21 protein-coding genes and 1 pseudogene are annotated in these 23,892 nt (G+C 34.3%); 14 read left to right on the top strand and 8 right to left on the bottom strand.

What is annotated here, in order from left to right:
* Positions 1-121: 121 nt before the first annotated feature.
* The 7 genes and pseudogenes from HUV91_RS09090 (at position 122) to HUV91_RS09060 (ending at position 8,353) form a co-directional block, all read left to right on the top strand.
* Positions 122-1,288 (top strand): acyl-CoA dehydrogenase family protein, encoded by a 1,167-nt coding sequence (locus tag HUV91_RS09090; protein WP_174493184.1) that lies wholly within the window; start codon positions 122-124, stop codon positions 1,286-1,288.
* 16 nt (positions 1,289-1,304) lie between these two features.
* Entirely contained in the window at positions 1,305-2,486 is a 1,182-nt protein-coding gene (locus tag HUV91_RS09085; RefSeq protein WP_174493183.1) for a CaiB/BaiF CoA transferase family protein, read from the top strand.
* Between the two features lie 11 nt (positions 2,487-2,497).
* On the top strand, positions 2,498-3,397 hold the full coding sequence (locus HUV91_RS09080; protein WP_174493182.1) for a hydroxymethylglutaryl-CoA lyase: 900 nt from the start codon (positions 2,498-2,500) through the stop codon (positions 3,395-3,397).
* An 83-nt stretch (positions 3,398-3,480) separates the two neighbouring features.
* The gene (locus tag HUV91_RS09075) at positions 3,481-4,233 is read left to right on the top strand and encodes an IclR family transcriptional regulator (RefSeq protein ID WP_130073945.1); all 753 of its coding nucleotides are present in this window, start codon (positions 3,481-3,483) and stop codon (positions 4,231-4,233) included.
* Between the two features lie 18 nt (positions 4,234-4,251).
* Positions 4,252-5,043, top strand: coding sequence for an enoyl-CoA hydratase-related protein (locus tag HUV91_RS09070; RefSeq protein WP_174493181.1), 792 nt, complete (start codon positions 4,252-4,254; stop codon positions 5,041-5,043).
* A gap of 23 nt (positions 5,044-5,066) precedes the next feature.
* Positions 5,067-7,064, top strand: coding sequence for an acetoacetate--CoA ligase (locus HUV91_RS09065; RefSeq protein WP_174493180.1), 1,998 nt, complete (start codon positions 5,067-5,069; stop codon positions 7,062-7,064).
* Between the two features lie 124 nt (positions 7,065-7,188).
* Positions 7,189-8,353 (top strand): annotated as a pseudogene (locus HUV91_RS09060) (IS3 family transposase).
* A 432-nt stretch (positions 8,354-8,785) separates the two neighbouring features.
* On the opposite strand, the gene HUV91_RS09055 reads toward HUV91_RS09060, so the two are convergent.
* Complete coding sequence (locus HUV91_RS09055; protein WP_174493179.1) at positions 8,786-9,805, bottom strand: SMEK domain-containing protein; 1,020 nt, start codon at positions 9,803-9,805, stop codon at positions 8,786-8,788.
* A gap of 195 nt (positions 9,806-10,000) precedes the next feature.
* Between HUV91_RS09055 and HUV91_RS09050 the strand changes: the two genes are divergently transcribed.
* The 5 genes from HUV91_RS09050 (at position 10,001) to HUV91_RS09030 (ending at position 14,571) form a co-directional block, all read left to right on the top strand.
* Positions 10,001-10,264 (top strand): hypothetical protein, encoded by a 264-nt coding sequence (locus HUV91_RS09050; RefSeq protein WP_174493178.1) that lies wholly within the window; start codon positions 10,001-10,003, stop codon positions 10,262-10,264.
* Between the two features lie 32 nt (positions 10,265-10,296).
* Positions 10,297-11,694, top strand: a complete 1,398-nt coding sequence (gene hxsB, locus HUV91_RS09045) for a His-Xaa-Ser system radical SAM maturase HxsB (protein WP_174493177.1) — start codon at positions 10,297-10,299, stop codon at positions 11,692-11,694.
* 5 nt (positions 11,695-11,699) lie between these two features.
* Positions 11,700-12,887, top strand: a complete 1,188-nt coding sequence (gene hxsC, locus HUV91_RS09040; RefSeq protein WP_174493176.1) for a His-Xaa-Ser system radical SAM maturase HxsC — start codon at positions 11,700-11,702, stop codon at positions 12,885-12,887.
* A gap of 55 nt (positions 12,888-12,942) precedes the next feature.
* On the top strand, positions 12,943-13,605 hold the full coding sequence (gene hxsA / locus HUV91_RS09035; RefSeq protein WP_130113992.1) for a His-Xaa-Ser repeat protein HxsA: 663 nt from the start codon (positions 12,943-12,945) through the stop codon (positions 13,603-13,605).
* A gap of 366 nt (positions 13,606-13,971) precedes the next feature.
* A complete protein-coding gene (locus HUV91_RS09030; protein ID WP_174493175.1) occupies positions 13,972-14,571 on the top strand; it encodes a hypothetical protein in 600 nt (199 codons plus the stop codon).
* A gap of 18 nt (positions 14,572-14,589) precedes the next feature.
* Here the strand turns inward: HUV91_RS09030 and HUV91_RS09025 are convergent, their stop codons facing one another.
* From HUV91_RS09025 to HUV91_RS09005, 5 genes are all read right to left on the bottom strand, one after another.
* Positions 14,590-16,542, bottom strand: a complete 1,953-nt coding sequence (locus HUV91_RS09025) for a TniQ family protein (RefSeq protein WP_174493174.1) — start codon at positions 16,540-16,542, stop codon at positions 14,590-14,592.
* A gap of 11 nt (positions 16,543-16,553) precedes the next feature.
* A complete protein-coding gene (locus HUV91_RS09020) occupies positions 16,554-17,495 on the bottom strand; it encodes a TniB family NTP-binding protein (RefSeq protein WP_151730896.1) in 942 nt (313 codons plus the stop codon).
* Positions 17,482-19,362, bottom strand: coding sequence for a Mu transposase C-terminal domain-containing protein (locus HUV91_RS09015; RefSeq protein WP_174493173.1), 1,881 nt, complete (start codon positions 19,360-19,362; stop codon positions 17,482-17,484). The genes HUV91_RS09020 and HUV91_RS09015 overlap by 14 nt, the downstream gene beginning before the upstream one ends.
* 1 nt (position 19,363) lies before the next feature.
* On the bottom strand, positions 19,364-20,068 hold the full coding sequence (locus HUV91_RS09010; RefSeq protein ID WP_174493172.1) for a hypothetical protein: 705 nt from the start codon (positions 20,066-20,068) through the stop codon (positions 19,364-19,366).
* Between the two features lie 239 nt (positions 20,069-20,307).
* Positions 20,308-20,574 (bottom strand): hypothetical protein, encoded by a 267-nt coding sequence (locus HUV91_RS09005; RefSeq protein ID WP_174493171.1) that lies wholly within the window; start codon positions 20,572-20,574, stop codon positions 20,308-20,310.
* A gap of 164 nt (positions 20,575-20,738) precedes the next feature.
* On the opposite strand from HUV91_RS09005, the gene HUV91_RS09000 reads away from it, so the two are divergent.
* Complete coding sequence (locus HUV91_RS09000; protein WP_174493170.1) at positions 20,739-21,584, top strand: hypothetical protein; 846 nt, start codon at positions 20,739-20,741, stop codon at positions 21,582-21,584.
* A gap of 92 nt (positions 21,585-21,676) precedes the next feature.
* On the opposite strand, the gene HUV91_RS08995 is transcribed toward HUV91_RS09000, so the two are convergent.
* Positions 21,677-21,919 carry a transposase gene (locus HUV91_RS08995; RefSeq protein WP_174493169.1) on the bottom strand — a complete coding sequence of 81 codons (243 nt, stop codon included), beginning with the start codon at positions 21,917-21,919 and terminating at the stop codon, positions 21,677-21,679.
* A 118-nt stretch (positions 21,920-22,037) separates the two neighbouring features.
* Here HUV91_RS08995 and HUV91_RS08990 point away from each other — a divergent pair, with 118 nt between their 5' ends.
* Positions 22,038-22,274 (top strand): helix-turn-helix domain-containing protein, encoded by a 237-nt coding sequence (locus HUV91_RS08990; RefSeq protein ID WP_151730892.1) that lies wholly within the window; start codon positions 22,038-22,040, stop codon positions 22,272-22,274.
* A gap of 30 nt (positions 22,275-22,304) precedes the next feature.
* Here HUV91_RS08990 and HUV91_RS08985 read toward each other — a convergent pair whose 3' ends face one another.
* Positions 22,305-23,891, bottom strand: a complete 1,587-nt coding sequence (locus HUV91_RS08985; protein ID WP_174493168.1) for an SAVED domain-containing protein — start codon at positions 23,889-23,891, stop codon at positions 22,305-22,307.
* Position 23,892: the final 1 nt, after the last annotated feature.

The raw sequence follows: 23,892 nt of genomic DNA, 5'->3' as shown, positions 1-23,892 counted from the left end.
TAAATCTATTTATATCAACAAATTAAGGAAGTTTAAAAAAAATTATCAATAATTTTATTGTCTTTTAAATTCATGTATGGATAATTAAATTCATGGATGTGAAATTAATGGAATATTATCAATGAGTTTTTTAATGACTGAAGAACAACTTCAAATCAAAGAATCTATCGAAGAAATCTGTAAACAGTTTGACGAAGAATATTGGTTGCAACGTGATTCTTCAGGTGAATTTCCACATGAACTACATAAAGCCATGGCTGAAGGTGGTTGGTTGGGAATTGCAATGGAACCTAACTATGGCGGTGCAGGGCTTGGGATTACTGAAGCAGCAATTATGATGCAGGCAATAAGTGCTTCTGGAGCAGGTATGTCTGGTGCTTCGGCCATTCATATGAATATTTTTGGTTTAAATCCTGTTCAAGTGTTTGCAAATGAAGAGCAGAAACAGCGCTTTTTACCGCCTTTAATTGCTGGTGATGAAAAAGCTTGTTTTGCTGTTACTGAACCAAATGCCGGCCTTGATACGACAAGCCTAAAAACTTTCGCAAAGAAAGTAGATGGGGGGTACATCCTAAATGGTCAGAAAATCTGGATTTCAACAGCTCAGCAAGCTCATCGTATGTTGATCATTGCTCGCACTACCCCTAAAGAAGATGTGAAAAAATCAACAGATGGATTAAGTTTGTTTTACACAAAACTAGATCGTAATCATGTTGAAGTTCAGCGTATTGAAAAGATGGGACGTAAATGTGTCGATTCAAATATGTTGTTCATTGATAACTTATTTGTACCTGATGAGGATTTGATTGGCGAAGAAGGTAAAGGTTTTAGCTACTTACTTCATGGTCTTAATCCAGAGCGAATTCTGATTGCCGCTGAAGCCGTTGGAATGGGGCAAGCTGCGTTAAAACGCGCAATTACTTATGCCAATGAACGAGAAGTATTTGGAAGACTTATTGGTCAAAATCAGAGTATACAACATCCATTAGCACAAGCTTGGATGGCATTAGAAGCTGCTAATTTGATGGTATTTAAAGCTGCAACACTCTATGACGCTGGTAAGCCATGTGGTGCAGAAGCTAATACTGCAAAATACCTAGCCGCGGAAGCATGCTTCCAAGCATGTCAAGCTGCAGTTGCAACTCATGGCGGTATGGGCTTTGCCAAGGAATATCATGTAGAGCGTTATATGCGTGAATGCTGGATTCCACGTTTAGCTCCGATTAGCCCTCAAATGATCATGAACTTTATTTCAGAGAAAGTTTTGGGTTTGCCAAAATCTTATTAATCAGGGAGTGGAAAGTATGGATACTTTACATCAGCCTTCAGGCCCTTTATTAGGGGTGAAAGTAATCGATTTGTCCTCAGTTGTGATGGGGCCATATACCTCTCAGATTCTTGGTGATATGGGTGCAGATGTTCTTAAAATTGAATCAACTGATGGTGATGTATTTCGATATACAGCGCCATCTAAGCACCCTACAATGAGTGCCTCGTTTATTCAACTGAATCGGAATAAACAAAGTATTGCCTTAAATCTAAAGAATGCAGAAGAAAAAGCTAAGCTGCTGGAATTAATATCTTCTGCTGATGTGTTGCTTTACAACATTCGCCCTAGATCAATGATTAAGTTAGGGCTGGATTACGCTAGCTTGCAGGTCATTAATCCAAGACTGATTTATTGCGGAGTTTATGGTTTTTCAGAAGATGGGCCATATTCAGGAAAGCCTGCATACGATGATTTAATTCAAGCGATGTCTGGCCTAGCTGATCTACAGGGAAGAAACAAAACTGAATATAGACCAGAATATTTAAATACTGTCATTGCGGATAAAGTCACTGGTATTACAGCAGCCTATGCTATTGCCATGGCTTTATATGAGCGTGAAAAATCTGGTTTAGGGCAAGCTGTAGATGTACCAATGTTTGAAACCATGGTTTCATTTAATCTCATGGAACATATGGCTGAAGCAACCTTTACGGATAATCCAAAACCGAATATGGGTTATGGTCGTGTGTTGTCTAAGTCAAGAAAACCACATCAAACCAAAGATGGCTATCTCGGTATTCTTCCTTATACCTCTGCACAATGGGAACGTTTTTTCACTCTTTCTGGTTTAGAACATCATGCCAAAGAGGAGCGCTTTATAAATCCAGCTCTTCGTGGTCAAAATATTGATGAAATGTATAGCATTTTATCTGAAACGATGATGACAAAGAGTACAGAAGAATGGATAGCGCTATTGAAAGATGCTGATATTCCAATGGCTAGAGTCAATACAGTGGAATCATTACTCGAAGATGAACATCTTAAGCATATAGGGTTCTTCAAAACTTACCAGCATCCAACTGAAGGAAACATCCGCTTAACTGATATACCTACGAAATTTTCACGAACTCCAGGGACAATCTTCCGATTACCACCTAACTTAAATCAAGATGCTGGACTCGTAAACCTTAAGAAAAAATGTGAAAAAGCATCTTAGTGGAATAGAAAATGAATAGTAATGAATGGGTAAATATCGTTGAAGTTGGTCCACGTGATGGTTTGCAGAACGAAAAACAAAGTATTAGCTTCGAAGATAAAATTGAATTAATTCAGCGTTTAGATAGTGCTGGGCTGACTTATATTGAATCTGGCAGTTTTGTTTCTCCAAAATGGGTGTCTCAAATGGCATCCACTAAAGAGATTTTCAATTACCTAAAGGAGCATGAGGCATCTAATAAAACCTTTGCTGCTTTGGTTCCTAATTTGAAAGGTTTAGAAAGTGCTTTGACAACCGAAGTTAAGGAGATAGCAGTTTTTATCGCGGCATCAGAATCCTTTTCTAAAAAGAACATCAATAAAAGTATTGATGAAGCAGTTGCAACGACCCGAGAAGTTATAGAGGAAGCACGTAAGCATAATATTAAGGTACGAGGGTATCTTTCATGTGTGTTGGGCTGCCCTTATGAAGGACAAGTAGATACCAAAACTGTTGTTCAGTTAACTAAAAAACTCATCGATTTAGGCGCATATGAGGTGTCGCTTGGTGACACAATCGGTGTTGGTACTCCGTTTAAAGCTAGAGAATTATTACGCGCTCTGAAAGAAGAAGTTCCTGTTTCAAAATTGGCTGGACATTTTCATGATACCTACGGGCAAGCATTAGCGAATGTTTGGGTAAGTTTGGAGGAGGGTATTAGAACTTTTGATAGTTCTGTAGCGGGCTTAGGTGGATGTCCTTATGCAAAGGGGGCTTCTGGTAATTTATCAACTGAAGATTTGGTCTATATGCTGCATAACTCGGGGTATGACACAGGTATTGATTTACACAAAGTGATTGAGGCAGGGAATTTCATTAATACTGTTTTAGGTAGAGAAACGAATTCTAAAGTTGCTAAGGCATTGGCCTAAAATTACAGATCATTGTCAAGATCGAAAATTCTTTTAGAAAAAAGTATGTTATATGGTACTTACTTTTAAGAAGGAAATACATCATGACAGTAAAACTAGTGGCAAGAGCCTTGGATTTGATAGAAGTATTTGCACATCATCAACGTCCTCTGGTTCTGAGTGAGCTCGCGATCTATCTAGACATTCCACCTTCAAGTTGCCTGTCTATGGTTAGAACGATGATTGATAAAGGGTATTTGTATGAAGTCAAACGTCGCGGTGGATATTATCCCACTCGTAAGCTTGAAGCCCAAGCAGCTAAAATACATGGCGGTAATCAGATTCTTGAAATGATTCACGAACATTTAGTTCGCTTACAAAAGGAAGTTGGTGAAAGTATTGTTCTTGGGAAAATACAGGATGATCAACTTATTTATCTTGATGTAATTGAGTCTAACCAAGTGATTCGATATGGGGCACAGGTCGGGGATTTAAGACCACTTCATGCAAATTCGATTAGTAAATCTATCTTAGCTCAACATGATGATGAGTATGTGCTAGAAAAATTACTTAACTTAAAAATGACCAAATACAGTGACCAAACGATTTCTTCTCCACGTGAGTTTTTAAATGATTTAGAAGAAGTAAGAAAAAATGGTTTCTCGTCAAATTTAGGTGAAAGTGCAGAAGATTTGGCTGCGATTGCAATGCCTATAAATTGCTCGGGAGAGTGGTACGGCATTTCTATTGTAGGTCCTTTAAATAGAATGAAAAAGCTTTGGTCTTCGCATCCTAAAGCGTTATCAAAATGTATAGAACTGATCAATGAAGAGCTCAAAGAGATGGGGGCTCAGTGATGAAAAAAGGAATTAGTTATGTCTCAAACTGTGTACACAGACTTAGAAATCGATTCATTAGGTGTAGCTACACTGTGGTTGAATAGACCTGAAAAATTTAATGCATTAAATGCAGAATTTATTGCTGAATTATCAGCAAAATTTAAAGAAATTAACGAAAAAGAAAATATCAGATTATTTGTTTTAAGAGCACGCGGTAAAAATTTTTGCGCTGGAGCTGACATTGAGTGGATGAAAGCTTCAGCTAATTTAAGTTATGAAGAAAATCTAACAGATGCCAAATACCTTGCTGATATGCTTTGGGAACTTAATCATATTAAAGTGCCAACCTTGGTTGTAACTCATGGTGCTGCATATGGCGGGGCTGTAGGTCTGATTGCCTGTTGTGATATGGCAATAGCTATTGATAATTCAAAAATTTGCCTCTCCGAAGTCAATATTGGGCTTATTCCAGCCACAATTGGTCCCTATGTTCAGCAAACGATTGGCTATAAAAACTCCCTGTATTATTCAATGACCGCTGAAGTAATAGATGCACAAATCGCAGAAAAAATTGGTCTAGTGCAGAAAGTTTTCTCAGTCGATGAAGCTGATTCTTTAGTAAGTCTGTTTATTCAAAACTTCCTCAAAAAAGGTCCTAAAGCTCAGCAAGCTTGTAAGGAACTCTTTAACGAAATTCATGGTTCAGAATTTAATGCTGATCTCAAACGGTATACCGAAGAAATGATTGCGGTACGTCGTACTTCAGATGAAGGTCAGAATGGTCTTCAGGCCTTCTTGGAAAAAATGAAGCCTAATTGGATTAATTAATGATTTTGAATAGGATGTTAAGCATGATTAATAATGATAAAACAATACTGTGGACACCTACTTTTGAGTTAATTAAACAAACCAATATGGTAGGTTTCATTGAACATATAGAAGCTAAATATAAAATAGACTTTAAATATGACTACGAAAAGTTTCATGCATGGAGTTGCGAAAATCTAGCTAATTTTTGGGAAAACTGCTTTATAGCTTCAGGCATAAATACAACTCAACCTTATCAATCAGTCATTGAAGGTGAGATGCCAAATGTTGAGTGGTTTAAAGGCGCAAAAGTTAACTATGCTCATGAAATTTTAAAACAGAATCCCCAAAACATAGCCCTTTATACGTATAGTGAAGCGCGAGAACCGTCATCTCTAACTTATGGTGAACTAAAACATCAAGTTATAGCTTTTGCTAAATATTTAAGAAGCATTGGGGTTAAAAAAGGCGATCGGGTTGCGAGTTACTTGCCGAATATTGAGGAAACTACAGTTGCAATGTTGGCAACTGTTTCAATCGGAGCTATTTGGTCAGCAGCAGCTCCTGAATTTGGTGCTCAAACTGTTTTAGACCGATTTTCTCAAATATCACCAAAGGTTATTTTGGTCTGTGATGGCTATAGATTTAATGGTAAGAATTTTAGTAAATATCAAGATAACTATAAAATTATCAGTCAATTAGATAGTGTTGAGAAAGTTATCTTTGTAAATTACATAGAAGAATGCTCAGTAATAGAGCTGCCTAATATTGTAAATTTCAAAGATGTAATTCAATTCGAATCTGAAGCGAAATTTAAATTTGAATGGGTGGAGCATAATCACCCATTGTGGATATTATATTCTTCGGGGACAACAGGATTACCTAAAGCAATTGTACATTCTCATTTAGGAATGCTTCTAGAATCTTGGCTACTCTGTTCACTTCATTTGGATATTAAAGAAAAATCGAAAATATTTTTCTATACCACGACTGGTTGGATGATGTGGAACTTTCTTCAAGGTGCTTTAACCCTTGGAGCTTCAATCGTTCTCTATGATGGCTGTCCTATTTATCCATCTAAAACATATCTATGGGAAATGGCGGACCAATTGAATCTAGAGGTTTTTGGAGCAAGCCCGACCTATATTCAATTGCTGCAAAAAGAAGAGATTATCCTTAAAGATCGGTTCAAACTGGATAACCTCAAAACAATCATTATGAGTGGATCTCCCCTAGTAGAAGAATCATTTCACTGGATCTATGAAACGATTAAGTCAGATGTTCTTTTAGCGCCTCTAAGTGGTGGAACAGATATTTGTGGTGCGTTCATTGGTCCTACATTCCTAAAACCGATAATAGCTGGTGCTATGCAATGCCGCTTATTAGGTAATGATATCCAAGCATGGGATGATCGAGGGAATTCGTTAAGGGATAAAGTTGGTGAACTGGTATGTGCTCAGCCTCTTCCTTGCATGCCATTAGGGTTCTGGAATGACCAAGATAATCAAAAATACTATTCTGCATACTTTGAAGATTATCCGAATATCTGGAAGCATGGTGATTTCTTGGAAATTTCCCCTACAGGTCATTGCGTAATTAAAGGTAGATCGGATGCTACTCTAAATCGTTATGGAGTACGAATCGGTACAGCAGAAATTTATCGTGTGGTTGAACAAGTCCCAGGGGTGATAGATAGTTTAGTAGTTTGCTGTGAGCTTAAAGATGGTGGTTTTTATATGCCTCTCTTCTTACAACTTGCAGAGGGTGTAGATCTCAATCATGAATTGATTCAAGCAATCAAGACTGAGCTAAAAGTTAAATGTTCACCGCGACATATACCTGATGAGTTTTTAGTAGTTTTGGAGATTCCTTACACTTTAACAGGTAAGAAAATGGAAATACCTGTACGCAAGTTATTAATGGGGAATAAGCCAGACTCTGCATTTAGTATTGATGCTATGAAAAATCCAAAGTCTATGAATTACTTCATTCAACTTTCTAAAAGAATAATCGAAAAACAGGAAAAACTTATAAGATTTTAGTTTTTTCTTTAGAAATTTAAAATAGTTAATCTTATTTTAGGAACATCACAGGGGTAACTGATGTGTGCTGATAAAAACGGAGACTTTAACTTGGTAAACTAAACTTACTCAACAGGAGTTTACCATGAGTAAAAAGCAAAAAATTTATACAACAGAATTTAAAGCTGAAGCAATAAAAGCCATTGAAGAAAACAAAGGTAATGTTTCCGAAACAGCACGACAACTCGGTATTTCCATGCAAACGCTATCGAATTGGCATAAAAAAGCAAAGGCAGGAACATTAGCTGGCACACAACAATATTCGCCTGATCTCGTTGCTCTACTCGAAGAAAATAAGAAGCTGAAACAACAACTTAAAACTTCCGAAATGGAAAGAGAATTTCTAAAAAAAGCAGCGGCGTACTTTGCCAAGGAAAATCAGTGAAGTACGCTTATATGAAAGAGCATAAAAACACATATCCAACAATAATGATGGCTAGGTTGCTAAAAATTTCAATATCAAGATTTTATGATTGGTTAAAGCGGGGCTTAAGTAAACGAGTTATTCAAAGAAACCAACAGACCATCTTGGTCAAAATTGCCCATCAAGAAACTAAAGAAAGTTATGGACATATTCGCTTAACAAGGTATTTACAGTCACAAGGCATTCAAATTAGCGAGTATGCAGTACGTTGCATTAAACAGCAGAATCATCTGTATTGTAAGCGTTTCAAAAGGACAACAAATAGCGATCACAATCGTTCTGTTTACAATAATTTGTTAGAGCAAAACTTTATAGAGACTACCCCAAACATTGCGTGGGTAAGTGACATTACATATATATGGACAGCTGAAGGCTGGCTGTATTTAGCTGTGTTAAAAGACCTTTGCACTAAACAAGTAGTTGGGTATAGCTTGAGTGCAAGGATGACAACACAACTTGTTTGTAATGCACTGAGTATGGCTATTCGCAATCATAAACCACCTCGAAACTTAATTATTCATTGGGACAGAGGCAGTCAATATTGTAGTCATGAATATCGGAATATGCTTGAAAAATATAGTTTTCAAGGTTCGATGAGTAAAAAGGGTGACTGTTTTGATAATGCACCAATTGAAAGTTTCTCGGGTGAGGAACAACGTTCAAGAACGAACTTGTACATCATCGGAACTATAAAACGAGGGAAGAAGCTAAGGCAGATATTACAAAATACATAGAGCTCTTCTATAATCAGCAGAGAATTCAGAAAGGACTGAATTTTAAGACACCAAATCAAATGGCAGAGGACTTTTACAAGTTAGTTGCCTAGAATCTCCCAAGTGGAAGTGTCCTGTTATTTCAGCACACATCATTTTAGCCTTTTCATTGTTTTAACATCTATGTGTAATATAAATATTTAATTAAAGACTAGATCGTATATTTTAAAAAACCGCCAATTTATGGCGGTTTTTTGATCAATGACAACTTATGTGTCGCGCAATGACATTTTATGTGTCGTAAATGATAACTTATGTGTCGCGTGACGCGGAGGCACCGTCATGCGACACATTGTTTGTCATTTCTGGTTTATTAACTTCAATGACTTAGATATTGTTGCGACGCATAATGACATTGATTAGCGACACAACCAATGTCATTTTTAATATAAAACGACACAAAAGATGTCATTATAGAAAGTTGTGGAACTTTACTAAAAAATTATGATAGACAAATGATACTTGTTATTAATCAAAACTATTCATTAATTAAAGTCAGAAAAATCTAAACTAACTATGACTTTTTCAAGAGGAATATTCTTTTGTTTGATAAATCCTAAAAACTCCCAAGTAAATTCATAACTATTAGCTCTATTTACAGTAGAAATTTGAAAAGTTGCACTTTGTCCATGTTCCTCTGGCTCATTATACCAACAAAGCCCATGTTCATTTAATAAACGTAATTCGCCATCCATATCCGGAAAACTACATATTCGTTTTAAATAATCAGCATTTATAAATCGTGTGCATTCTTCCCATTTTCCACGTTGAAGTAAGAATGAGTAGAATTGTCTTGTAATTCTCGGAAGATTTTTCAAGCTTTTTATAAATTGTCTAAAGTCCTCTAAAACATCTTTAAGGTCGATGTCATAGTTGTCTTTCTCTTTCCAATAGTTATAGTAAGAAGAAATTCCTAAAAATTGTTCTTTTGGTATTTGTTCAATAAACTGATCAATATTCGTTTGATATTTACCATTTTTATCTGGAATCTCAAGTTCAATTTTAATACGGGCAACTTCGTGACTTACGTAATCATAAAGAGTTTGAAGAGACTTAATTGGTAAAAGCATGACTTTTTTAAGAATATCTTCAATATCTAATATATTATCTTCTTTAGTAAAATTGAATGGAGCTGTTAGTTCGGCTTTGAGGGTGTAGCTAGTCTGTTTTTCCCCTAATATTAATATGTATATTTTTGAAAATTTATCTTTTTGTGGGAGAGATTTTTGTAAAGTTTTTTCCACTTTAGCAGAGGTTTTTGTAGAACTTATCTGAAATGCAATTCCTTCACTTTCATCCCCTAAATCCAAACCAGGATTATTTGATCTTTCCTCATTGAGATTGCGTAATTTAAGGCCATAAGTGATGTTTAATACATCTTTAAAAAAGTTTTCAAGATGGATGTTCAAATCATATAGATGAAGACCAGCTCTACTTCTGACCTGACTAGAGATTGAAGTAAACTCATCAATGATTTGCCCTATGTAATAACCTCTTGTAATCACTTATTTTTCCTAAAACCTTAGAATTTTTCTTATAATACTAAATAAATTCATCTTAAGACTGCTCAGAGGGGAAAATATTCTAATTAACAATATAAATGTAACTTTTCTTAAAAAAGTTGAGATACGAATTTTTATAAATTGTTGATATATAGTATTTTATAATGAATTTTAGAAATCAAGAGTAATGAGGGTAATGTGATCACAAAATTAATTCAATTCGGCTTTGATATTCATAGTGAGATGTCATTAGATGAAATCATACAGGCATTGAGATTTTGCCCAATTACATACGAGGTAGAACGATTAGATTCTCAACATTTCTTTTTTAAAGTTGAAGATTCGTATCAAAAAAATTTAATTCTTAATTTCTTAAATGATTTTAAATTACGTAAAGAGTTAAATAAGCAAGTTAGTCCTCAACAAAAGTCTTTTGTTGATGCAATTATTTTGCAAGTATAAGTAAATAAAATGATTTTTAAAATGTGGAACTAATGCCATTTAACTTTAAACGAATGGCAGATGATAATTATCTCATAACAAGTGTTACGGGCGATTTTGAGTTTATTTCTCAGGATAATTTAAAAAAAATTATTGCTAAAGATGAATCATTAGATATGGATATCTATCTCAAATTGAAATCCAAATTTTTTCTGATGAGTCAAAATGCTATTGGTTCAAAGCGAGCTTTAGCCTCAAGATTACACGCAAAGAAATCAACAATCTTAGAAGGAACTTCATTACACATTATTGTTGTGACAATTCAATGTATGCACTCATGTTCTTACTGCCAAGTCAGTCGCCAACAAACAGGAGATGAGTTCACTATTTCCAGAAAAGATTTACTTTTGGCCTGCGATACTATCTTTGAAAGCACTTCAGATACATTAACAGTTGAGTTTCAAGGGGGAGATCCTTTAATTAAATATGATTTAGTCAAACTTGCAATTGAATACATCACTGAAAAAAACAAAGAACACAATAGATCTATTCGTTTTGTGGTAACTACAACATTGCATCAGTTAACCTCTGAAATGTGTTTATTTTTCAAAGAACATCAAGTGGTATTGTCTACAAGTATTGATGGTCTTGCAGACTTACATAATAAAAATAGACCGATTACTAATCGAGATGCTTATGAAAGAACTATTGAAGGCTTAGAGCTGGCACGTCAAGAATTAGGTCAAGATTCAGTGTCTGCCTTAATGACGACTACTCGTAAAAGCTTGGATTATTCTCAAGAGATTGTAGATGCATATGTTCAATTAGGATTTAAGGATATTTTTATTCGTGGTTTGAGTGATTATGGGTTTGCTAAGAAGAACTCAAAGCGACTTGCTCCAACTAATGCTGAGTTCTTAGATTTTTATGAGAAAGCATTAGAGCGTGTCATTTATTGGAATGATAGAGGATATGCATTAATAGAAGTCCATTCAGCGATCTTATTAAATAAAATCCTTTCCCCATTTGATCAAGGTTATATTGATCTTCAAAGCCCATCAGGCGCTGGACTGGGGTGTGTTGTCTATAACTATGATGGATACGTATACCCTAGTGATGAATCTCGTATGCTAAAAGAAACAGGGGATATTTCTTTACGCTTAGGTAAAATTGGTGAAGCTTTATCTCAATTATTAAGCTCTAATCTACAAAAAAATATCATTACTTCGAGTTTGAATTTTAATGATCCAAGTTGTAGTCAATGTGCTTATTTACCGTATTGTGGGCCTGATCCTATCAGTGCTTATAACGAATTCAAAACGATGGCTCCACCAACACATTTAACCAGTCATTGTAAGCGTTACATGGGTTTGTTCGATTTGATATTTAATAAGTACCAAAATTCTGACAAGTTTAGGAAGTTAGCAAACCAATGGGCCTTTAGTAAGTAGATAAGATGAGAAAAATCAAGCTAGACTCAGTCACAAAATATACCCCACAAATCTTTAGGGTGCTTAATCTGGATAAGTTAGATGTAGAGTGGTTGCCTAATCAATCTATTTTAGTGCCAGTTACTAATATCCAGGAAGTTGAAATCTTTGATCGATATATTCAGGCTGGGCTAGATAATCTTTATTCAATTTATAGCTCAGACTTGCTCGAAAGGGTTGGTGCAAATAATCTCTTTATTCCAGAACAACAAGCACTAGAATCAAATGACGTGGTTGCTATTGATCCATATAAAAAGAACCTAAGCGTACTTCTGAGAGCAAGTGATACTCACCATACTTTGTTTTTAACTAACAGATGTAATAACTATTGCATCATGTGCTCTCAGCCACCTACTAAGCATGATGATTCATGGTTAGTACAACAAGCATTAGAAATTATTGATCATCTCAGCTATGAACCGATGAATATTGGTTTAACGGGTGGTGAGCCATTATTACTAGATACTCAGTTAAGGTTAATCATCGATACCATTCATAATAAATTTCCTACAACCAAGATTGATGTATTAACGAATGGTCGCTTGTTGAGTAATCCTAAGATAGCTAAATCAGTGTTATCTAATCTTGAAACAAAAGTTAATTGGCTTATCCCATTATATGGTCACGCAGATCTTTTACATGACTTTGTCGTGCAGCAACATTCGGCTTTTGAAGAAACACTAGAAGGTCTATATGTACTCCAGCATTACGAACAACCGATACAATTAAGAATTGTTTTAGTTAAGCCTGTATTAGAGAACTTAATTGATCTTTGTACCTATATACGAACCAATCTTCCATTTGTGAATGAGGTCGCTCTAATTGGGTGTGAACCTATTGGTTTTGCACTTGCGAATAAGGAACTTAGCCAAGTTGATATTAAGGACTGGTGGGAACGACTAAATGCGGCAGTGGATTTATTGCTAAGTACTAAAACTCGGTTAATTTTAATGAATATTCCGCTATGCTGTTTGCCGCAAAGCTTATGGCAATATACAGCAAAAAGTATTTCTGATTGGAAAAATACATATGATGATGTATGTAATAGTTGTGAAATTAAAGCTGATTGTTGTGGACTATTTAGTTGGTACAAATCAGGATGGATGCCATCTACGTTGTCGCCAATTAAACTTGTTGATATTATGAACACTTAAATTGCATAATATATTTATTAATTAGTATCTTATTATTTTTTGGGGCGGTGGAAACTTGAGTAAATTTATAAAATCGTTAGCTCTTTTTGCTGTATCAGCTCCAATCGTTCATAATAAAGCGGAAGCAATGGCGAATGTGACTGTTGATTCTTATGATAACTTAGAGCCAGTATCAATTCGTCCTCTCAATTATGAGTACGAAAATGTGTTTGCTGCACATCGAAGTCACTCAAGTCATCGTAGCCACTCAAGTCATTCGAGTCATTATTCTGGTACTGGTTATTCGGGCTATTCAAGTTCTAAACTTCCAACCTATTCTGTACCGACTTATAGTGCACCAAGTACGAGTAGTTCATATGCTGGAACTACTTCAACTGCGAAAAAAAGTTCAAATATAACTGTAAAAACATATAGTAATGTACCTACACGGACTGATACAGCCTCTAATCCTTTCTATGGTAACTCTACTTCAGTTAATACTGGAGCAACAGAAGACCCGGTATTGGCTCGTGTGCTACAGGTGAAACGTGTACAAATGTCTTTACTACGACTCGGTTATTATTCCGGAAAAATTGATGGTGATTTGGGTAAAAACACAAGAAAAGCTATTGCAAATTATCAAGTTGATAAAGCATTAACAGTTAATGGTCGAATGACTACAGAATTATTAAATAGTCTAGGAATTCCAGCGGTCAATTTTGTTGAAGACTCTTATTAAGAATTTAGATTCAAAAAAATAAAAAATGTCAGAATTTCTTAAATTTCTATTCTTGAAGATAGAATGGCTAATAGGATTTAGTGGGCTAATTACTAAGTTTATCATTGGTTTTGGTATATGCCTTATACTTTGCTATTTTATTTATATTGATTATTTCCCAACAGATTTGTCGTTAGGGGATGGTCTTTTATTCTTTCTTATCACAGTTAAATTTTGTTTTGTGTATCTGTTATTTTTAGGGTCACACTATGCTCTCGGAATACTTTAGTTGGTTTATTAAGTGTATTAAAAAATATATGTATCACCTTATTTTATTTTAGAGAAAAGTTAGCCAAAAATTATTGAATCTTTTTTATCAAATTAGATTTGAAAGAAAGTGTTGATCGAATTGGAAAATTTTTATCAAGTTTTTACTTTCTGTTTTTGGCTTGGCTTTGTGTTTGCTTTTATGGTGGAAAATTATTGAATTTGATTACAATGATTTTTTTAAGTTTATTACTAAAATTTTGTATTGATAAAATCATAAATCAATTAAAAACAGAAAAATTAAATAATGAAAATTTAACTGAGAATGAGAAGGATTATAAAAATAAAAAATTATTATTAATGTTGGTTTATATTTTAATCGTTCCTAGTGTCGTATATCTTTTTTATGCAGGAAAAGATACAAATATTTTTATTAAGAATACACTAGGTTCTGTACGAGAAGATGATAAAAATAGCCTTATTTATATCAAATTAGTATTCAAAGATTTTTTTCCTGAAGCCAGAATTGGAGAGAAGAAAGGTGAATACATAGAAATTAAAGATGCTGAAGTCTTGTTAAGAGGTGTTGGGAAAAATGCTTTAGTCCAATATACATCTAAAGCTAAAGATCAAAATGGGAATATGGTTCCTATCAAGGTGAAAGTAGAAATTCCAAATGATTCACTTTTAATTATACGAAGAACGCATAATCAAAAGTGATAATCTATTTTATATGTACTAGCTCAGACCTAATACATCAGAACGTTTAAAAAGCCTAATTTTTTTATCAGTTTTACCCATGTAATAGGTTTTGATAAGTCCTTGCTTTTGCAAGTTTGTGATATGTGAATGACGCATACCTAGTAATGCACTAGCTTCAGTACCTGTCATATAGACTTCCTTCAATTTAAGTACTTCACTGAGTTCTTCTCGCGGAATGAGCTTCCAATAGACTAAATCTTCAATGCTTAAGAAGCCTGTATTGCACCAATATTTTTTCATCCAGTTCATGGGAGAATTTAATTGCTTTGCTGCATCTACATAGGAAATATAATTTTCGCTATTGAGTTTGTTCTTCAGACTTAATAGAGAGCTAGCTTCTATTTGAACTGATAAAGGATTGTTCTTGTCTTTGATAAGAATTCCTTTTTGAACAAGTACAGCAACCTTATTGGGGCTGATTTCTAAGAGTGCGGCAGCATTTTTTAAAGAGTAATAATCTGTACTCTGAAATATATTTTTTAAAGCATTTTTTTGCCTTCCAGAACGAGTTGGATAGCTCTTAATCATACTTAAGTCATCTGGCTTTATATGTTGGACATCAGTCTTTAAAAAAATATTGATTGCAGTTGAATCTATATGTGGACCATTAGTAGGAGTAATACCTAAAGCCGCTAATTTTTCCACTAGATTAGTTGGAGATGCTTTTAGCTGTGTTGCTAGTGGACTAACGAGTATGTAATTTTCTTTGAATTCATTCACCTTTTCTTTTGAATATTTTTTGAAAGTCTGTGGTATTTCATTTGTATTCTCTAATTTGAACCATCCAGATTTTGCTAGTTTTCTAGCAAGGTCATAATTGATATCTAACAACTTAGCAACATCCTTTAATTGCATACTATCATTGTCTGCGGGTGCTTCGATGCTAGTGAGAAGTGTAGATTTAGGTTGAGAATATGTATCAATTAAGAAGTGTTCTATGTCTCTGCTAGCAATATCTCCTTTATAGAGTTCTTTCTGTCCAAGCTTCAAAAAGTCATTTTCTATCAACTTCTCAAGCTCAAATCGAGAAATATTTAAGATCAGTTGTATTTCATAATTTCTAAGATTTCTGGAAATACTATTTTCACTAATTCTATATTCTGAAGAATTCTTTTCGGTGATTTTAATATGCTTGTTGAAAAGTTTTTTATGTTTTAGAAATGGTAGCAGTAGAATACGTGGATGAGAATTCTCACTTCTACTGTTAATATTTTCACTTAATTTTATGGCAGAAGTCTCTGGGGCAGAAAAATATTCATACACTTTAAAAAAAATATTTTCATTTGTATTGGAATTATCATCTTTTAAGAAAGAATTGAATGCTTTCCAACATGATGCAAAATCTGAAAAAACTTCCTTTGAACTATGCGTAAGTATGTCAAGAAACCAATAGATACTTTCCATTGATTTTACTTTTTGTACAGGTCCTTTATCTAATTTAAAACCGCAGCGAGAACAGTTTAGAACCCCTGTTTTGGGGAGAAGAAAATTCTTACATTGAGGACAAGAATCAATTAACAAACAAGAATGTATTGGACATGCATGTATAGGCTTTAATGTCCATATTTTTCTAAGATATGCTTTTTCAGAAAGACAAGTAGGACAGTAGCGTAAACCTTCTAATTCTAATAATTCATGGGGGACTTCAATTGTTCCAATCATTATAGGAGATCTATTGGTTGGCCTTGATCTTTCAAAAGCTAGAAATTTATAAGAACTATCAAGATTTAATACTTCTAACACTTGAGTGAAGCGTTTCATATCAGAAATATGATAATTCAAAGACTGACGAATGATAGATTTATACTTTTCTTTGCCTATTAAATTAAAAATTGAACTATGTGCATTGAGTTCTGCTGTTCTTAACAAGAAACTCATTGGTGACTCATCTTCATGAGGTATTGCTTGTATTAAAAGAGGATTTTGCATAATTTTGACTATTAAATTAATGAAATGATTTGTGAAATATTCATTTCAAATGGATTTTTATTTTGTTTGCTAATGTAGAGCGTGATGCCTAATTTCCATGCATAACTGAAATCAAGGGGAGTTATTACTTGCCTATTATCATGTAAAGCATGTGTAATACTTTCCCTAATCAGGCTCATTACATATGAGTGATAGCCTTTCGTAGCTAATTGAATTTGCATGCCTACGAGTTGGCTATCTAGTGCTGGTGAGAATGTGATATTTTGCTTATTGAGTGTTCTTGAAACTTCAGCGAGAAATGCAAACATGCTCCCGCCATTTGAAGGATCAATAGTTAATGGATTTAGGTGGTAGATGAATGGGAATCTACGTGCAATCTGGCTATCAACCTGAAGTAGTGGGACAAACTCAGGTAAACCAACTAAACAAAAACTAATCCCTGTTCGGTTTACTAGCGTTTTAAGCCAATTTCCTGTAGTCCGATTCATTCTTGTAGATGTTGGTTTACGCTCAAATAAATGATGGAATTCATCTAAGAATATAAGCTTGGTTTCACATTGTGCGAGTAAATAAATAAGTCTGCTAGTTAAGTATTCAGTAGTGCCATATCCATTTTCATAAGTAGGATCACCAAGCTCTTTGAGCATCGTTATTGCTAATGATTTAACTGTGGCAGGCGATGGTACTTCCACATAGCATACAGGGATGATGTTTTTCTTATGATCCTTCTCAATTTTTTCTGTACGAGGCATTAGACTTAAGATCGTTTTACAGAGCGTAGTTTTTCCAAGACCTCCTTCAGCAAGAAGCATACTTCCAACAGGCTCACTAAATGAAATACTTCTTTTTACACAATCTTGTATACCTGTGAAAGCAGTCATGAATTCATTAGAAGTAATAACAATATTGTTAATAGATCGAATTTGTTCAAAACGATTCTCAAATTTTTCCATGTTTAAAAACCTCCAATGAACCAAATTGATTAATTGGTGTAGGTACATTTATTAAGGAAACAGCTTGTTCAGCAATATCTTTGTCTTTTGAGAATAGTTGTTCTTCGATCCTCTGTAGTTGCTTGGGAAGCTCAAGAGTAAGTGGTTTCAATCTTGGCTTTCGTCTCACAAGATTGGTTTGAATCTCATGCATAAGTTTATACAGATAATATAAATCGGACATCGAACCAATTTTTTGTTTATCAGATCGAGATTGGATTCTCTTTAGTTTTTGAACTTCAAGATGGGTTACTCGTGTTAATCCAAATGTATAGTCTTGATTGGTTGAATCCGCTTGAATAACTATATCTTTATTGTTGGGATCAATGATAAAAACTTCATTTAAATTTAAATCATCTATAAGCACGGTAACTTTTTTTATGCCTTTAGCTTGTAGTGTAGTTAGAGCGTGTGAAAAATAACTAATGCCATCTACACGTACTTGACCGTGATTAATGTTTCTTTCAATAGGCTTACGGCATAAAATTTTTGCATCTATATCTGTAAGAAAACTCGGTCGTATATCTTCAATGGCATCTTCCCACATGATGATAGGTGAACGCCCTGTTGTGTGATGGATAGATCGGTGATAAACCTCATGAATCCAAGTATCTATATATTGTTTTAATTGTTCTAAAGTTAATTGTGCAATTTTACTTGAATTGTATTCACCTCTATTTGTTGGATTGGAAAAAGTTGTTCCCGGTAGTTTTTGTATAATCCCATGTGTGAGCGTACTAAAAAAACGTTCAATATGAGGTTTGTTATTAGGTGTACCTACTTGGGAGGGAGTCAAAGTAATTTTCAGTTGTTCACATACTCGTTCGAGAGCATTGTTTTTAAACTCTACACCATTATCTGGAATGACGATACTTGGGATTCCTCCTGGTAACTTTTGGTTTGGCCGAGTAATCATATCTTTGATGACTTCTAATGTAGTGGCAGCACTAGGGGGGTACATATTGATATAAGTGCCTACAATGGCTCTAGAGTAGATGTCAATTGCACAAGCGAGAAATGGTCGGCCTAAGGCAAGTTTCGTCTTCGGATCAATCACGATTAGATCTAAATAGTGTGTATCAATTTCGACCATATAAAGAGCGAATGGACTAATGATACTTTTGCCAGCAGCTTGAAATTTTTTCTTCGCTATTCGGGACCCTTTTTTCATTTTAAATTCAATATAAGGATCTAATTTTTTGATATGTCGCTGGATACTACGAAGTGTTGGTAACTGTTCTAATGGGATGCCTTGTTCCATGAATCGACCAAGCATATAGGCAAGTACGTCTTTACCACTTCTGTATTCAGGCTTTAAATAAACTTCATTAATTGCTTGATTTAGAATTTGATAAATTTCAGGAGGGAATCGTAAACTACGATTACCTGAATATTTATTTTGTAAGCACAGTTTATTCTGAGAAGAACTTTGATATTTATTGATCCATCTTGCCACAGTACGGCACGAAGGTGGGTTAAGGTCATTAATGTTGGAAGCTATCTGGGGGATTAATTCGGAAAGCAAATTAATACTTGTAGGGTGCTCCAATAGTTGTAATGCATTGACAACATAGCGTTCTTTGCGATGAATTTCTGAACTATAGTTTGGGTTGATTATGAGTTTCTCAGGTGCAAATACACATAAAATTTCACCTAATTTATAGCGACTTTCGAATTCGGTGGGTGTTATTGAAAATGACTTTCCGCCAGCTATAGCAGCATATCGAATAGCATTATAGGTTATAGATCCGATTTCAAAAACATAGTCGGGATGTGCTTTAAAATAAAAACGAAAACCAGATTGAGGTATAAAAAGAGAGTTTTCCATATTAATAGACCTTTCGACTATTCATATTTTCAGAGCGAAGCTTAATTTTTTTATGAAAAAATAAATAATCAGCTAGTTCTTGTTTAAGACCTATTGATTCAAGTGTTTTGTAGACTTGCTGTGAGGTATCAAATTCTTCGAAATTTAAGTGACGTAAGGCGTAATTGATTTCGAGGGTGTTCCAATTGAATCTATGTCCTCTTTGATACCAGTAAAGTAGCTGCGAAATTTCTGATTCACTTGGTAAGTCTATGTGATCTATTAGCTTAAAAGTAATATCAATTGAGTGGAGTAGATCAGAAAGTATTGCAAAGCGGTTTAAGTCATCAGTTGACAATGATGCTATGGATGGTTTGACTTCATGAACTTCATAAGTACCTTCTTTGGTTTGAACCAAGAAATCTGGAAAACAATACTGTTCATTGACTACCAAGATTTTTAATGCTTGTGAGCGATAATTTAAGATGTTGGGATCTTGCTCTAATGAGATTGCATGTGCGAGTTCAAGTCGGCTTTCTAAGGGTATTGCTCCACAACACTTCTGACTAGGGAATAGGGAAGTTCGACGACCAAAAGCACCTTGATAGATTTTACGTTGCCCATGAAGTGTAGCTGCTACATTTGCTGTTGATTCAAAGGCAACCCTGATCTGTTCAAGGATATTTATTTGAATATCATTTTTTGAAAAAACTGTTTTATAAGACATATCTGTTTATCCAGAAGTAATCCTATTCTCAATAGATATTTGAGAATGAGTTAATCTGTACTATTACGATTGAATAGCACTTACTTGACTGGTGACGATATAGAGAAGATACTATGATTCTCAGGTCTTTATATGCTTCTATATAAAGTCACAAACGGATCCTTTTAGGGTCCGTTTTTTATTGATTTTTGATTTAGTTTTTCATGATGACTCCATAATAATTTTTTGAAAAATGAAAATTAGTGGTTATGGTTCGGATCTAAAGATGAGTTTCTTTGGTTTGCTAGCCATGTAGCAACATCTTTTACTAACGCATATTTTCCACGACGATTTGGGAAAGTGAAAATAGGAATAGGAACAGTTTTACGTGTTAATGCTTGACGAAAAGCATCTGTGGTTTTGTATCCTAAAGCAACTCTTAGAGCATCATCAGCTATTAGTGGACCGTAACGGTCAAATAGCTCTTTTTCTATTGTTGTTGCATCAACGATGAAATGGTTTTGCATAGGGTGTCTTGTATTGTCCTGTCACAACAGAAGCATATATCTTTTAAAAAAAGTTGTGTAGAAAGTAAAAACAGCTCAATCTTTTACTCTATACAAATTTCTAATTTATTGTTTTTAAATTATAAATAACTATAACTAGGATTTTTTTTGAGATTGACTAAAAAATGAAAAATACAAAAATGGAAAAAAGAAGTGAGTTGGATATCGTTCGAGTTTCATTATGGTATTGGTATCTCAGGGTCAATTTATCTAAAAATTCAGATTATCAAATTGAAAAAGTAATTGAGCCAGATGCTTTTAATAAAAATAAGTATGGTGATGCTTATCATAATAATAAATGGCGAGGTTATCGCTTAGGTAAACATACTCCAAGTCCTATACTTATAGGCCAAGCAGAATCTCATGTACAAGGCAGCTCTATGCTTCTTAAACATACTCTTTGGAAAGTCATGAATAACTCCATTAGTATTGAATCGCTGTTAAGTGATGAGCTTAGAAATCTATCGTGGGAAATCCAACGTATTCTTTATAAAGCTAACAAATATGATTGTGGGAGTACTACATTAGTCATGCATCTATCTAAAAGAAAATTACGCCAGCTAGAGTGTTTAGCTGGATTGGATTCATTGGCAGCACAGATAATTTTTTTTAAATTAGCTGTTAAAAGAGAAGAGTGTACTTCTGCATTAAGTCAGTCTATTTATAGGACTTTACTTATTATTTGTACTGAACTTCCATTTTTTAATTATCGTGAGCACTTTATTTCATTAATTAATTCAAATGTTTTCTCTTTGGTTAGCTCAACAGAGAAAGTATTGGGTAAAAATTTTGTGGATAGTTTTTCGAAAAATGTCAGAACTTTGATAAACCTTTTGTTATCAATGGAAGATAAGGGTGAGCTGGGTATTACAAGAAAGGAAAGTGTAAGAGCATTATCAGATTTATTGTATGAAACGCAAGTTTTAAAATATTTTGAAGGTGGTAATCTTCTTGTAGCAGATGTTATTTGAAATTCTTTGAATGCAAATCATATTTGTAACTTACATTCAAAATTTTGATACGTACAATGAGTAAAGGCTTTAAGCTTGTATACTTAAATACTTTACATTTTTAGACGTTTAGATAGCTTTTCTTCTGCATACATTTGCTTTAGAGCTAAATTTTCTTGTTCCAATTTATCTAATCGAATCAGAATTTGCTCATTAACATCTATGTAACTTGCTTTCCAGCGATAGAAAGTAGCTACACTGATTTTGTACTCTTGGCAAAGCTGTTCGATAGTTGCGCCTGCCAAATGCTTTTTAACAATTCTATTGATTTGAGCTACAGAAAATTTTTGTTTCACAGTGAATTCCTAAACTATCGTTCAATCATTATCCAAAAGAAAAATTTCAGTAAACAGATAGGGTTAAATTAAAAATATCCTATTTTGGGATATTTTTAATTGTAACTGATATTGAGCCATGCGCTCAATACACGATCCTAGGTATCAAGACCTAATTAAGAAACTTATAGAACTCCGTGAGTCCAAAGATGTGACTCAGGTTGAACTTGCACATCGCTTGAATAAGCCTCAATCGTATGTTTCCAAAGTCGAAATTTTGGAAAGACGACTTGATGTGATTGAATTAATGGACTGGTTAAAAATATTGGATGCTAATATTTTTGATTTTCTGACATTATGTTATTTTCAAAATTAAAAGGCCCAGAATATTTTCCAAGCCTTTTTTTTAAACTGATATCAGCTCATTGCCATTTTCAGTACTATTAATCCTTAATACAGACTCTAAGCCAGCTTGTTTATAGTCGTAAACGATTACATCTGGGTGATTTTTATCAATCCCTTGCCCTATAGCAACACATGCAGCATTCGGTGCTGTTATGAATAAATGTACTAAGGCAATACCATACTCACTTTTAAACTGATGTAATAGCTTTTGTATTTGAGCAGTAAGAGCTTTAACGTTTAATGGGTGGGGTATACTTTTACTACCCATATATTCAGGTAAAGTCGATATTTCCACGACTTGATTATCAATGCTTTCTGCTAGTTGCTGGGCCTTTTCAAGGACTCTATCAACTTTAGCTGTAGCATGAATACATAGCACAACTTCATTATTTTTCTTTAATTTATCTAACCCAATTATTTCATTAAATGGATCCACCATTGTGGGACTTGGCCATTCCCATTTTTGGCTATCCCTAAACTTTAACATAGGGATAAATTCCCCCTTATTTCCTAGCAATGCGCCTAAGCCAATTAAGGCTGGCATAGGGCCAAATGCAAAAATAGCAGCTTTATGATGAGTCGTTCTGGTTTGGTTGATAATTTTTGCTGCTTCATTTTCAATATGCTGAATCATCTGTGTATTGAAGAGTTCACCATTCATAGTGCTGTCACACAGGGGAATGAGGCAGCCATTGACTCTATAGCGTAATGGAAGAAGGCTAGATGAAATCTCTTTTAAGTTTGGATTGGAGGCAGGTTGGCCATGAACAGGCCAAAGAACTGAGTATACTGGAATTGGCTCAAATGCGAGAGCATCTAAAAGTTGTTGAGCCATTTCACTATGTGCTTTTCTCATACTATTTAGAGTTTCTGCATCATAATTACTAGGAGCTACTTTATCTATTAATCTATGGTGTTTATCACATAGTAATAAAACATTATTGGGTTCATCAGAAAGCATTTCAGATAAGAAAGGTATACCTCTCTCACCATTGTCTGAAGATGCAATATTATGTGCATTATAAGCAAAGTTTCCCTTTGCTCCTGTAAGCTGATCTATATCTAATCGCTCACCACAGCCTGTAAACATACAGCGTCCATGACTATCAATCATTAAGCTAGTGATAGTTTTACTAGTGAATTGTTTACCTCGGCCAGTCTTTTTCTTATTACTGTAAAAGTCTTTTATAAACTTTATTTTTAATGACTTCGTCTTTAGACTTACGGTAGAAAACTCATATGTTGTCCATAGAGAATTTATCGTTTCTAAGTTTACAATATCATCGGATGTTAAAATATTATCCGTAGCTCTTAGCTCGATAGTAGATCGAGTACCTGAAAGGTAATCTAGAAAATTTAACAAATCTATTTCGCAGAGATTAACCCGCAGAAGAGATTCGATTTTTTCTGAGGTAATTAATAAGATTAATAAGTTTTTGTTTGATTGGCTTATGAATAGCCCGACTCTATCCCAAGTTAAAACAGATTTTATTCCATCGATATATGATTTGGCTGTTAGTAAGTTATCCAATGGTTCTAGTTTACTTTGTATTAGTTCAAGTTTAGGCAAAGAATTGGTGTCACTCATG

It is taken from the genome of Acinetobacter sp. Marseille-Q1623 (assembly GCF_902809895.1).
Classification (GTDB): Bacteria; Pseudomonadota; Gammaproteobacteria; order Pseudomonadales; family Moraxellaceae; genus Acinetobacter; species Acinetobacter piscicola_A.
The sequence above is the reverse complement of the archived record's forward strand: the minus strand, read 5'-3'. Positions and strand labels throughout refer to the sequence as shown.